Genomic DNA, 11,924 nt, shown 5'->3' on the forward strand with positions numbered 1-11,924 from the left:
ACCGTTCCCCCCAGTTCGGTCACTTACCGGTCCTCTTCTCCGATTCGGTGCACGTGGATCAAGTTGGTGGAGCCTACAGTGCCGGGAGGCGCACCGGCGACGATCACGACCTGGTCGCCGCGGTGATAACGGTCGAGCTCGAGCAACGACTTGTCGACCTCACGCACCATGCCGTCGGTGGTGTCGACGAACGGCACCAGGAACGTCTCGGTGCCCCAGGTCAGAGCGAGCTGACTGCGCACCTCGGGGATGGACGTGAAGGCCAGCAGCGGCAGCCGCGAATGCAGACGCGCCATGCGCCGCACGGTGTCACCGGACTGCGTGAAGGCAACGAGAGCGCGTGCGTCGAGCCGCTCTCCGATGTCGCGAGCCGCGTAGGAGATGACGCCGCGCTTGGTGCGCGGAGTGTGGGTGAGCGCCGGAACCGCGTCGCCCTCCATCTCGACGGTCTCCACGATGCGTGCCATCGTGCGCACCGTCTCCATGACGAACTTGCCGACGGAGGTCTCGCCGGACAGCATGACGGCGTCGGTGCCGTCAAGCACCGCGTTCGCGACGTCGGACGCCTCCGCGCGGGTGGGACGCGAGTTCTCGATCATCGACTCGAGCATCTGCGTGGCGACGATGACAGGCTTGGCGTTGGCGCGCGCGATCTGGATGGCGCGCTTCTGCACCAGCGGCACCTGCTCGAGCGGGAGCTCGACACCGAGGTCACCACGCGCGACCATCACCGCGTCGAACGCGAGGACGATGGCCTCGAGGTTGTCGACCGCTTCCGGCTTCTCGATCTTGGCGATGACGGGGACCCGGCGGCCCACCCGGTCCATGATCGCGTGCACCAGCTCGACGTCGGCCGGCGACCGCACGAACGACAGTGCGATGAAGTCGACTCCCAGGGCCAGAGCGAACTCGAGATCCTCGGTGTCCTTGTCCGACATGGCGGGAACCGACACGTCCATGCCGGGGAGGGACACGCCCTTGTTGTTGCTGACTGGGCCGCCCTCGGTCACGCGGCAGAGGACGTCGTTGCCCTCGACACCGGTGACGACCAGACCGACCTTGCCGTCGTCGACGAGGAGGCGATCGCCTTCCTTGGCGTCCTGCGCGAGTTCCTTGTAGGTCGTGGAGACCCGATCGTGGGTGCCCTCGCACTCCTCGACCGTGATGCGAATCAGCTCACCGTTGGCCCAGGTGGTCTTGCCCTCCTTGAACCGGCCGAGCCGGATCTTCGGACCCTGCAGGTCGGCGAGGATGCCCACGGCCTTCCCGGTGGCGTTCGACGCCGCACGCACCCGCTTGTAGTTCGCCTCGTGGTCGGGGTAGTCGCCGTGGCTGAAATTCAGCCGAGCCACATCCATTCCGCTCTCGACGAGTTCCTTGATTCTCTCGTCGGTGGCAGTCGCCGGTCCCAGGGTGCATACGATCTTCGTCCGTCGGGTCACGGGCGCAAGCCTAGTCCCCGCCGGACCCGATTCCTATCGACGACGCCGCTCTATGTCCTGACAATTGGGCTACTGGCCAGTAGTTAACCGGGAGGTCGTTCAGGGTTTGAGAAGTCGGCCGTTCCCGTCGCGGACCTTGCTCACGAGCATCACGATGCCGTCGACGAGGCACCACAGCCAGACGGCCGCGTAGAGCGGGATACCGATCAACGCGCCGATGATCGTCACGGTCAGCAGGACGCTCACGATGAACGACACGAGCTGCGCGACGCCGAGCACCGTCGAGCCGATGTAGAACCGGCCGATGCCGAGCGGCAGACCGAAGAGCAGCGGGGCCAACTGGAGAACACCTGCCGTCACCTTCGACTTGTCGCCGAACGGTTCACCCGTCCCCATGTCTCGACCGAACGGCGCCATCGGATCGACGCCGTGGCCGCCCGCGAACGGTGGCTGCCCGTACTGCGGCTGCTGACCGTACTGGGGCTGCCCGTACTGCGGCTGGGCGTACTGCGGCTGGGCGTACGGGGTGTCCGCGGCCGGCCGTGCGGACCAGTCCGTCGACTCGGGCTCACGATTCCAGGAGCCGTACTCGCCGACCGGGTAGCCGAAGGCAGCCGTGTCACCGGCCGACGGTTCGGGGTACGTCCCCGGCGACGGGTAGGACGGGTAGGCGCCGGAACCCGGACCCTCGCCGAAACTGGCGTTGGTGTTCCACCCCGGACCGGGAGTGCTCCCGGTGACGTCGTCGGACCCCACGGGGTCCGAGCCGGTCGACTTCTTCGTCAGGTCAGGCTTGTCCGGATCGGTCACGTCCCTCGTCCTCACTCGTCGTCGGGGTGGTCACCTCGTCGGTGGATCGGTCCTCGTCCTTCGCCGGAGCCTCGGCGTCCGCCTCGTCCGTCACCTCACCGTCAGGCTCGACCTCGTCGGTCCGGGTGCGCAGCGTGGCCGGTTCCTCACGACCCTTGGGCGCGAGGACGACGTACGCCAGCGCGAGCAGGAAGACGATGCCGGAGGTGAACGAGTTGACGCGGATGCCGCCGATCAGCGTCGCGAAGTCGCTGCGCATCAGCTCGATGACGAAGCGTCCGGCGCAGTAGCCCGCGACGTACAGGGCGAAGATGCGGCCGTGTCCGAGGCGGAAGCGACGGTCGACCAGCACCAGGAGCACGACGACGACGACGTTCCACAACAGTTCGTACAGGAACGTCGGATGCACGACCCGCTCGACGATCCCGGTGGAGACGCCGGCGAGGGAGTCGACCCGACCGTTGGCGTCGACGCGTTCGTAGATCTCGAGGCCCCACGGCAGGGTGGTGTCGCGTCCGTAGAGCTCCTGGTTGAAGTAGTTGCCGATGCGGCCGATGGCCTGCGCGAGGAGGATGCCCGGCGCGACGGCGTCGCCGAAGGCCGGGAGCGGTATCCCGCGTCGCCTGCAGGCGATCCACGCGCCGACACCACCCAGGAAGACGGCGCCCCAGATGCCGAGACCGCCCTGCCAGATCTTGAGGGCGTCGATCGGATTGCCACCCTCGCCGAAGTACGTCGGCGCGTCGGTGATGACGTGGTAGAGCCGGCCGCCGATGAGACCGAACGGCACGGCCCACACGGCGACGTCGAGGACGGTCCCCTTGTCGCCGCCGCGGGCGACCCAGCGGCGGTCACCCCACACGATCGCGACGACGATGCCGACGATGATGAAGAAGGCGTACGCCCGCAGTGCGAGCGGCCCGACGTACCAGACGCCCTGCGGCGGACTGGGGATGTAGGCGAGCACGGCGGTGTTCGCCGCGAGCATCACGACGCGGCCTTCGCCGACCGCACGCCCTCGGCGAGTTCGGCGGTGAGCGCGGAGACGGCGCCGACACCCTGGTCGACGGCGGAGACGAGCGCGGATCCGACGATGACGGCGTCGGCGTACGCGGCGATCTCCGCGGCCTGGGCACCGGAACGCACCCCGAGGCCGATGCCGATGGGGATGTCGGAGTGCACGCGGATGCGGGACACCAGTGCGGGCGCGGCCGAGGACACCGCGTCGCGGGCACCCGTCACGCCCATGGTCGACGCAGCGTAGACGAAACCGCTGCTCGACTGCACGGTGCGCGAGAGACGCTCCTCCGTCGACGACGGTGCGACGAGGAAGATGCGATCGAGCCCGTGCTCCTCGGAGGCGCCGAGCCAGTCGCCGGCCTCGTCGGGGATCAGGTCCGGCGTGATCATGCCGAGGCCGCCTGCCGACGCGAGATTCGCGGCGAACTCGGTCACGCCGTACTTCATGACCGGGTTCCAGTACGTCATGACGACGGCCTTGCCACCGGCGTCGGCGATGGCCTCGACCACGGTGAAGACGTCGCGGACGCGGGCGCCGTTGGCCAGGGCGCGCCCTGCGGCGGCCGCGATGGTGGGGCCGTCCATGACGGGATCGGAGTACGGGACGCCGACCTCGATGATGTCGCATCCGCTGTCGACGAGCGCGCGCACGGCGTCGATCGACTCGGGCACCGTCGGGAACCCGGCGGGCAGGTAGCCGACGAGGGCGGCGCGGTGCTCACCGCGGGTGTGGTCGAAGACCGGGCCCAACCGCGACGGACCGGAGTGCACCGGGATGGGGGTGGGGGTGCTCACGTCACGTTGCCCTTCTCGTCCAGGATGCCGAACCACTTCGCGGCGGTGTCGACGTCCTTGTCTCCGCGACCGGAGAGGTTGACCAGGATCATGGCGCCGTCACCGAGTTCACGACCGAGCTTCACGGCACCCGCGATGGCGTGCGCGGACTCGATCGCCGGGATGATGCCCTCGGTCTTGCACAGCAGAGTGAAGGCCTCCATGGCCTCCGTGTCGGTGATGGGTCGGTACTCGGCTCGCCCGATGTCGTTGAGGTACGAGTGCTCCGGTCCGACGCCCGGGTAGTCGAGCCCGGCGGAGATGGAGTGCGAGTCGATGGTCTGACCGTCCTCGTCCTGCAGCAGGTACGAGAAGGCGCCGTGGAGGGCGCCGGGCGAGCCCGCACCGATGGTCGCGGCGTGGCGACCCGTCTCGATGCCGTCGCCGGCTGCCTCGTACCCGATCAGCCGGACGTCCGCGTCGTCGATGAAGGCGTGGAAGATGCCGATGGCGTTCGACCCGCCGCCGACGCACGCGGCGATGGCGTCGGGAAGCCGGCCGTGATCGTGCAGCATCTGTGCGCGTGCCTCCATGCCGATGATGCGCTGGAAATCGCGGACCATCATGGGGAACGGGTGCGGTCCGGCGACGGTGCCGAAGCAGTAGTAGGTCTCGTCCGCGTTGGTCACCCAGTCGCGCAGCGCCTCGTTGATGGCGTCCTTGAGTGTGCGCGAGCCGGACGTCACCGCGACGACGTCGGAACCGAGGAGCTTCATCCGGGCGACGTTGAGGGCCTGACGCTCGGTGTCCACCTCGCCCATGTAGACGAGGCACTCGAGGCCGAGCAGCGCACAGGCCGTGGCCGTGGCGACGCCGTGCTGGCCGGCGCCCGTCTCGGCGATGACGCGGGTCTTGCCCATCCGCTTGGCGAGCAGCACCTGGCCCAGCACGTTGTTGATCTTGTGCGAACCGGTGTGGTTGAGGTCCTCGCGCTTGAGGAAGATGCGGGCCCCACCGGCCTGCTTCGACAGATTCGCCGCCTCGAAGATCGGCGACGGGCGACCGGTGTAGTCGCGCTGCAGACGATCGAGCTCGTCGAGGAAGTCTCGATCTCCGCGCGCCTTGGCGTACTCGGTGGTGACTTCCTCGATGACGCCCATGAGCGCCTCGGGCACGTAGCGGCCGCCGTACTTACCGAAGTGTCCGCCGAGGTCGGGGTCGTGATCGGTGCGATCGGTGATGCCGTCGCTCGAGTTCGGAAGATAGCTGGTAGTCACGGTGTCGAGTCTGCCCGATGACACACCGGGACGACGAGCCGGGTGGAGCCTGAAATCAGCGCGCAGGCTTCGGGCAGGAGGGGTGCGTTCCGGCCGCGACCAGGTCACGCACCGCGGACCGCGGGTCGCCGCTGGTGACCAGTCCCTCACCGACGAGAACCGCGTCGGCACCCGCTCCGGCGTAGGCCAGGAGATCGGCGGTGCCGCGGACGCCGGACTCGGCGACCCGGATGATGTCCGACGGCAGGCCGGGCGCGATGCGGGAGAAGGTGTCCGGGTCGACTTCGAGTGTCTTGAGGTTGCGGGCGTTGACGCCGATGACCTTGGCGCCGGCCTCGAGCGCGCGGTCCGCTTCCTCCTCGGTGTGCACCTCGACCAGCGGGGTCATGCCGAGCGACTCGGTGCGGTCGAGCAGGGACGCGAGGGCGTCCTGCTCCAGAGCCGCGACGATCAGCAGGATCATGTCGGCGCCGTGGGCGCGAGCCTCGTGGATCTGGTACGGCCCGACGATGAAGTCCTTGCGCAGCACGGGGATCTCGACGGCGCGACGCACGGCGTCGAGATCGTCCAGCGATCCGCGGAAGCGGCGCTCCTCGGTGAGCACGCTGATGACGCGCGCTCCGCCCGACTCGTAGGCACCCGCGAGCACGGCGGGGTCCGGAATGTCGGCCAGCGCACCCTTGGAAGGGCTGGCGCGCTTGACCTCTGCGATGACGGCGATGCCCGGCTCGATGAGCGCGGCGGCGGCGTCGAGAGCCGGCCGCGCGGCGGCGGCGGCCTTCTTGACGGAGGCGAAGTCCACCACGGATTCACGGGCCTGCGTGTCGGCCCGTACACCGTCGAGGATCGAATCGAGAACGGTCATCGGTGTCCCCCGCGTCCTTCCGCCAGAGTGGTGAATGTCTGCTCGACATCGCAGTGGATGTGTGGCGCTGCTCATCCGGTGCGCTCAGAGTAGAGGCCGGAGCAACACCACCGACTAGCGGGTCTCACCGCCGCGGGGTCGGTCGTCGACACCGGTGGCGTCGTCGGTCACGGTCGGGTCGGCGCCGGAGTCCAGCGCGTCCCAGATGGCCCGCTCGCTCGGTTCCTCGTCGGCGTCCACTGCAGCAGACCGAACGTCCTGTTCGGCGCGCTCACGGCGCACCGCGGGACTGTCGTACCGGGCCGACAGACCGGCCTTCGAGCGGGACGTGCGCGCGACCACGACGGCGGCGGCCAGCGCGAGCAGACCGCCCAGGAGCGCGAGTGCGGCGGGCGCGCGGCTCGCCTCCGCGGAGAGGACCTCGGCACGACCGGGTAGTTCCGCCAGCGCGCCGGCGCGCTCCGGATCCACGCCCGAGACGATCAACTGCACCGCGGGAACGGCGGCTCCGACACCGACGAGCGCGACGAGCACCGCGAGCAGCACCGTCCACCGTCCGCGGATCGCGAACAGGGCCGCCACCGCAGCGATGGCCGCGATGGCCAACGGCGTGGTCGCCGCGGCCCACGTACCCCCGACGAGCGAGGACGTCTGCTGCTCCCCCAGCCCGTCCGAGCTGACGACCCGGACCCAGGTCATCCGCGACGACGCCCACAGCGCCAGCGCCGCGAGAGCCAGGAGCAGCGCGGCGAGACCGACGCCCCCGCGTTTCACTCGGCGCCTCCGACGGTGGTCACCGTCTCCGCTGCGGCCACCGCGCTGAGCACCGCCATCGCCTTGTTGCGCGCCTCGGTGTCCTCGTACTCGGCGACCGAGTCGGCCACCACGCCGGCACCCGCCTGGACGTACGCGGTGCCGTTCTTGATGAGGGCGGAGCGGATGCAGATCGCCGTGTCGGCGTCGCCGTCGAAGTCGAGGTATCCGACGATGCCGCCGTAGACGCCGCGGCGGGTCGGTTCGAGTTCCTCGATGAGCTCCATCGCCCGCACCTTGGGAGCGCCCGAGAGCGTGCCCGCCGGGAAGCAGGCGCGGACGGCGTCGAGTGCGTGCCTGCCCTCGTCGAGCCGACCCGTCACCGTCGACACCAGGTGCATGACGTGGCTGTAGCGCTCGACGTGGCGGTACTCGGTGACCTTGACCGTGCCCGGCTCGCAGACCCGCCCGAGATCGTTGCGTCCGAGGTCCACCAGCATGAGGTGCTCGGAGTTCTCCTTCTCGTCCACGAGGAGGTCCTTCTCGAGCAAGAGGTCGTCCTCCTCGGTGGCGCCGCGCCACCGGGTCCCGGCGATCGGGTGCGTCGTCGCGACACCGTCGGCGACCGTCACGAGGGACTCGGGGCTCGACCCGACGATCGAGAACGCGGTCTCGCCGTCCGCGCCGGGGACGTGCATCAGGTACATGTACGGGCTGGGATTGGAGCGTCGGAGCATGCGATAGACGTCGAGCGGCGTCGCGGTGGTCTCCATCTCGAAACGCTGGGACAGCACCACCTGGAACGCCTCGCCCGCCTCGATCTCCTCGACCAGGCGGTGCACGTCGGCGCCGAACCCCTCGGAGGTCCGCTGGCGCCGGAACTGCGGCTCGGGTCTCGAGAACGACGCCACCGTGGACTCCGCGGCGGACGACAGTGCGAGGGTCATGCGGTCGAGCCGTGCCACGGCGTCGTCGTACGCCTCGTCGACCCGCTCGTCGGTGCCGTTCCAGTTCACCGCGTTGGCGATGAGGGTGATCGCACCCTCGTGGTGGTCCACCGCGGCCAGATCGGTCGCGAGGAGCATCACCATCTCGGGGATCTGCAGATCGTCCTCGGTGAGGTCGGGCAGTCTCTCGATGTGGCGCACCGCGTCGTAGCCGAGATACCCCACCATCCCGCCGGTGAGCGGGGGCAGGTCCGGCAACCGTTCGGAGCGGAGCAGCTCGATGGTGGCTCCGAGTGCGTCCAGCGGATGGCCACCCGACGGGGCACCCGCCGGCGTCTCCCCCATCCACGCGGCCTCGCCGTCCACGACCGTGAGCGCACTGGGGCTGCCCGCACCGATGAACGACCACCGGGACCACGACCGCCCGTTCTCGGCGGATTCGAGCAGGAACGTGCCGGGCCGGTCACCGGCGAGCTTGCGGTACGCCGACAGCGGAGTCTCGGAGTCCGCGAGGACCTTGCGGACGACGGGGACCACGCGATGGACGGCGGCCAGTTGGCGGAACTGCTCCCGGGTGGTGGTTCCGGGTGCCGGGTCCTTCTGCGAATCCATGGGTGTCATCTTCCCGGGTGCCGTCCCGCCGGGTTCGGGAGGTGCCGAACGCGGTGGTCGCACGGGCGGTGGGACACTCGACGAGTCGGAAACCGAACTGGTCGGTCGTGATCCGGCACGAGGAGAGGAACGCGCACCCGATGACCGCGACACCGCCGTCCGAGACACTGCCGGACGAGATGCGCTGGCTCACACCGGCACAGCAGGACGCCTGGCGCGTGCTGGTCGCCTTCGTGACCCGGTTGCCCGCCGCACTGGACACTCAGTTGCAGCGTGACTCCGGACTGACGCACTTCGACTACTTCGTGCTGGCGACGCTGTCCGAGGCTCCGGATCGTCGGCTGCGCCTACGCGAGCTCGCGGACTTCGCCAACGCGTCGCTGTCCCGGCTGTCGCACGTGATGACCAAGCTCGAGCGCGCCGGATGGGCCCGGCGGGAGAGCATCAGCGGCGGCCGCGGCTCCCACGCCGTTCTCACGGACGAGGGGTACGCGAAGGTGGTCGCCACGGCTCCCGGCCACGTCTCCACGGTGCGGTCACTCGTGTTCGACGGGCTGGACGACGAGCAGGTCGAGACGATGCGGGCGCTCGCCGAGGTCATGGTCACCAACCTCGACGCCGGCATCGCCCGCGACGGCGGTGGCTGACCGCCGGTACTCAGGCGGTCGGGGGCTCGCTCAGCAACACGTCGGCGTCGAAGCACGAGTGATCACCGGTGTGGCACGCGCCGCCGGTCTGATCGACCGTCAGCAGGATCGTGTCACCGTCGCAGTCGAGGCGGACCTCGTGGACGTACTGTGCGTGTCCGGACGACTCGCCCTTGACCCAGTACTCCTGCCGTGACCGCGACCAGTACGTGCCCTTGCGCGTCGCGAGCGTCATGGCCAGGGCCGTGTCGTCCATCCACGCGACCATGAGCACGTCACCGGTGCCGCGTTCCTGCGCGACGGCGCACACCAGTCCGTCGTCGGTGCGCTTGAGACGGTCGGCGATCGCCGGATCGAGAACGGGGGCGCTCATCGAACCTCCACACCGTCCGCGCGCAGAGCGCCCTTGACGTCGCCGATGGTCATCTCGCCGAAGTGGAAGACGCTGGCCGCGAGAACGGCATCGGCACCCGCGGCCACGGCAGGCGCGAAGTGCTCGACGGCGCCGGCGCCGCCACTGGCGATGACCGGGACCCGGACGGCCGCGCGGACAGCGGTGATCATGGCGATGTCGAAGCCGGCCTTCGTGCCGTCCGCGTCCATCGAGTTGAGCAGGATCTCGCCCACCCCGAGATCGGCCCCGCGGTGTGCCCACTCCACGGCGTCGACGCCGGTACCGCGGCGGCCGCCGTGCGTGGTCACCTCCCAACCGGACGCCGTCGGCGCCTCGCCCTCGGGCACCGTCCGGGCGTCGACCGACAGCACGATGCACTGCGATCCGAATCGAGAGCTCAACTCGCGCAACAACTCCGGTCGCGCGAGCGCTGCTGTGTTGACGGACACCTTGTCGGCGCCCGCTCGCAGGAGCGTGTCCACGTCCTGCACGGTGCGGACACCGCCGCCCACGGTGAGCGGAATGAACACCTGCTCCGCGGTGCGGGTCACCACGTCGAGCATCGTGGCGCGACCACCGGACGACGCGGTGACGTCGAGGAAGGTCAACTCGTCTGCACCCTCGGCGTCGTACTTCGCGGCGAGCTCGACGGGATCACCGGCGTCGCGCAGATCGGCGAAGTTGACGCCCTTGACGACGCGGCCCGCGTCGACGTCCAGGCACGGGATGACGCGTACGGCGACACTCATCTCCGGACTCCTTCCCGCGCGCGCGATGTCGGTGTGTACGAGGACGGCTCGCCGACTCCGGCGAGCACCTGCAGCAGTTCCTCGTGCACGCCGGGGGCTGCGGCGAGCACCGACGTCGAGGTCACCGTCCACGGCTCGCCCGCCAGATCGGTGACGATCCCGCCGCCGGCGCGGACCAGCATCGCTCCCGCGGCGTTGTCCCACGCATGGTGACCGAACACGATCGACGCACCGAGTGTTCCCGCCGCGGTGTACGCGAGGTCCAGCCCGGTCGACCCGTGCATGCGGATCCGTGAGGAGACGCGGCTGATGTCCGAGAGCACCTGCACCCGGTAGGCGCCGGGCAACCGGCCGCGGCTGTCGATGTTGAACGCACCGAATCCGACGATGGAGGAGGCGAGTGCGGAGGTGGGCAGCGCGGGGAGCGCCTCCCCGTCACGATGCACGGGTCCGCCCTCCACCGCCCAGAAGCGTTGGCCGATCAGGGGAAGCCACGTCAGGCCGATGACCGGGCGCCCGTCGACGAGCAGCGACAGCAGGGTGCCCGCCGTGGGCAGCCCGAACGAGTAGTTGAAGGTCCCGTCGATCGGATCGAGCACCCACACGGTGCCGGACTCGACGGGTGGCCCGCCGAACTCCTCGCCGTGCACGGGGATCTGGGTCTGCTCCTGCAGTTCCTCGACCAGCCGACGTTCGAGCTCGAGGTCGACCGCGGTGGCGAAGTCGTCCGGCCCCTTGGCCACGGCGCTGGGCGCGCCCGCGCCCGCGACGAACCGCTCGTGGGTGCCGTCGAGCAGGGTGCGCGCGGTGGCCGCGAGAGCGTCCAGGTCCACGGCGGTCATGTCGCCGACGGTGCGCTGTCCGCGACGGCGGCGAGGGCCTCCGGCAGCGTGAAGCGGCCGGCGTAGAGGGCCTTGCCGACGATGGAACCCTCGACGCCCTTGTCGGTCAGCGTGGCGATGGCGACCAGATCCGCGACGGTGGACACTCCGCCGGACGCGATGACCGGCGCCTCGGTGACAGCGCAGACCTGTTCGAGCAGTTCGAGATTGGGGCCGGTGAGGGTGCCGTCCCGCGTGACGTCGGTGACCACGTACCGCGAGCACCCGTCGCGGTCGAGCCGCTCCAGCACCTCCCACAGATCGCCGCCGTCACTCACCCAGCCGCGTCCGCGCAGGCGGTGCTCACCGTCGACGATGCGCACGTCCAGTCCCACGGCGACACGATCGCCGTACTCACCGATGGCGCGGCGGCACCATTCCGGATCCTCGAGTGCAGCGGTGCCGAGGTTGACGCGCGCGCAGCCCGTCGCGAGCGCTGCCCGCAGGCTCTCGTCGTCGCGGATGCCACCGGACAGCTCGACCTTCACGTCGAGTTCCCCCACCACGCTCGCGAGGAGGTCGCGGTTCGAACCGCGGCCGAAGGCGGCGTCCAGATCTACCAGATGCACCCACTCGGCGCCGTCGTTCTGCCAGGCCAGCGCGGCGTCGCGCGGAGAGCCGTAGGCGGTCTCGCTGCCTGCCTCTCCCTGCACGAGACGAACAGCTTGACCATCGGCGACATCGACTGCGGGGAGAAGTACCAGGCTCACGTTCGACGAGGTTACCGGCACGATCCGCGGCGACACCGGGCAG

The 11,924-nt window shown here is 69.8% G+C and carries 13 protein-coding genes; 1 reads left to right on the forward strand and 12 read right to left on the reverse strand.

The annotated features are described in order from the left end of the window. Positions 1 to 23: 23 nt before the first annotated feature. The 8 genes from pyk to OHB23_RS16020 all read right to left on the reverse strand — a co-directional run bounded on the left by pyk (position 24) and on the right by OHB23_RS16020 (position 8,500). The gene (gene pyk / locus OHB23_RS15985) at positions 24 to 1,442 is read right to left on the reverse strand and encodes a pyruvate kinase (RefSeq protein ID WP_027506780.1); all 1,419 of its coding nucleotides are present in this window, start codon (positions 1,440 to 1,442) and stop codon (positions 24 to 26) included. 99 nt (positions 1,443 to 1,541) lie between these two features. Beyond that, complete coding sequence (locus tag OHB23_RS15990; protein WP_222650457.1) at positions 1,542 to 2,252, reverse strand: TM2 domain-containing protein; 711 nt, start codon at positions 2,250 to 2,252, stop codon at positions 1,542 to 1,544. Further along, positions 2,230 to 3,240, reverse strand: coding sequence for a prolipoprotein diacylglyceryl transferase (gene lgt / locus OHB23_RS15995; RefSeq protein WP_328811660.1), 1,011 nt, complete (start codon positions 3,238 to 3,240; stop codon positions 2,230 to 2,232). Before lgt ends, OHB23_RS15990 begins: the two co-directional genes overlap by 23 nt. Further along, positions 3,240 to 4,043: a tryptophan synthase subunit alpha gene (gene trpA / locus OHB23_RS16000; protein ID WP_056448083.1), complete on the reverse strand. Its 804-nt coding sequence runs from the start codon at positions 4,041 to 4,043 to the stop codon at positions 3,240 to 3,242. Before trpA ends, lgt begins: the two co-directional genes overlap by 1 nt. A gap of 20 nt (positions 4,044 to 4,063) precedes the next feature. Beyond that, on the reverse strand, positions 4,064 to 5,323 hold the full coding sequence (gene trpB, locus OHB23_RS16005) for a tryptophan synthase subunit beta (RefSeq protein WP_027506783.1): 1,260 nt from the start codon (positions 5,321 to 5,323) through the stop codon (positions 4,064 to 4,066). Positions 5,324 to 5,378: 55 nt separating this feature from the next. Next, complete coding sequence (trpC, locus tag OHB23_RS16010; RefSeq protein ID WP_328809883.1) at positions 5,379 to 6,188, reverse strand: indole-3-glycerol phosphate synthase TrpC; 810 nt, start codon at positions 6,186 to 6,188, stop codon at positions 5,379 to 5,381. Positions 6,189 to 6,302: 114 nt separating this feature from the next. Then, positions 6,303 to 6,962, reverse strand: coding sequence for a TIGR02234 family membrane protein (locus OHB23_RS16015; protein WP_222627037.1), 660 nt, complete (start codon positions 6,960 to 6,962; stop codon positions 6,303 to 6,305). Beyond that, complete coding sequence (locus tag OHB23_RS16020; protein WP_231476445.1) at positions 6,959 to 8,500, reverse strand: anthranilate synthase component I; 1,542 nt, start codon at positions 8,498 to 8,500, stop codon at positions 6,959 to 6,961. The genes OHB23_RS16015 and OHB23_RS16020 overlap by 4 nt, the downstream gene beginning before the upstream one ends. 140 nt (positions 8,501 to 8,640) lie before the next feature. Between OHB23_RS16020 and OHB23_RS16025 the strand changes: the two genes are divergently transcribed. Continuing rightward, positions 8,641 to 9,147: a MarR family winged helix-turn-helix transcriptional regulator gene (locus OHB23_RS16025; RefSeq protein WP_056448080.1), complete on the forward strand. Its 507-nt coding sequence runs from the start codon at positions 8,641 to 8,643 to the stop codon at positions 9,145 to 9,147. 10 nt (positions 9,148 to 9,157) lie between these two features. Here the strand turns inward: OHB23_RS16025 and hisI are convergent, their stop codons facing one another. From hisI to priA, 4 genes are read right to left on the reverse strand one after another with little or no spacing between them, the layout of a single operon-like run. Next, complete coding sequence (gene hisI / locus OHB23_RS16030) at positions 9,158 to 9,520, reverse strand: phosphoribosyl-AMP cyclohydrolase (protein WP_056447928.1); 363 nt, start codon at positions 9,518 to 9,520, stop codon at positions 9,158 to 9,160. Beyond that, positions 9,517 to 10,290: an imidazole glycerol phosphate synthase subunit HisF gene (hisF, locus tag OHB23_RS16035; protein WP_222638632.1), complete on the reverse strand. Its 774-nt coding sequence runs from the start codon at positions 10,288 to 10,290 to the stop codon at positions 9,517 to 9,519. Before hisF ends, hisI begins: the two co-directional genes overlap by 4 nt. Further along, positions 10,287 to 11,132 carry an inositol monophosphatase family protein gene (locus OHB23_RS16040; RefSeq protein ID WP_222627045.1) on the reverse strand — a complete coding sequence of 282 codons (846 nt, stop codon included), beginning with the start codon at positions 11,130 to 11,132 and terminating at the stop codon, positions 10,287 to 10,289. The genes hisF and OHB23_RS16040 overlap by 4 nt, the downstream gene beginning before the upstream one ends. Further along, a complete protein-coding gene (gene priA, locus OHB23_RS16045; protein WP_222627047.1) occupies positions 11,129 to 11,881 on the reverse strand; it encodes a bifunctional 1-(5-phosphoribosyl)-5-((5-phosphoribosylamino)methylideneamino)imidazole-4-carboxamide isomerase/phosphoribosylanthranilate isomerase PriA in 753 nt (250 codons plus the stop codon). The genes OHB23_RS16040 and priA overlap by 4 nt, the downstream gene beginning before the upstream one ends. Positions 11,882 to 11,924: the final 43 nt, after the last annotated feature.

The organism is Rhodococcus sp. NBC_00294, assembly GCF_036163995.1.
Taxonomy (GTDB): domain Bacteria; phylum Actinomycetota; class Actinomycetes; order Mycobacteriales; family Mycobacteriaceae; genus Rhodococcoides.

What these genes read in the sequence shown, in the direction of transcription:
- lgt (WP_328811660.1), bottom strand. Translation starts at nt 3,240, where the DNA reads ATGCTCGCGGCGAACACCGCCGTGCTCGCCTACATCCCCAGTCCGCCG.
- hisI (WP_056447928.1), bottom strand. Translation starts at nt 9,520, where the DNA reads ATGAGCGCCCCCGTTCTCGATCCGGCGATCGCCGACCGTCTCAAGCGC.
- OHB23_RS16020 (WP_231476445.1), bottom strand. Translation starts at nt 8,500, where the DNA reads ATGGATTCGCAGAAGGACCCGGCACCCGGAACCACCACCCGGGAGCAG.
- trpC (WP_328809883.1), bottom strand. Translation starts at nt 6,188, where the DNA reads ATGACCGTTCTCGATTCGATCCTCGACGGTGTACGGGCCGACACGCAG.
- OHB23_RS16040 (WP_222627045.1), bottom strand. Translation starts at nt 11,132, where the DNA reads ATGACCGCCGTGGACCTGGACGCTCTCGCGGCCACCGCGCGCACCCTG.
- hisF (WP_222638632.1), bottom strand. Translation starts at nt 10,290, where the DNA reads ATGAGTGTCGCCGTACGCGTCATCCCGTGCCTGGACGTCGACGCGGGC.
- OHB23_RS16025 (WP_056448080.1), top strand. Translation starts at nt 8,641, where the DNA reads ATGACCGCGACACCGCCGTCCGAGACACTGCCGGACGAGATGCGCTGG.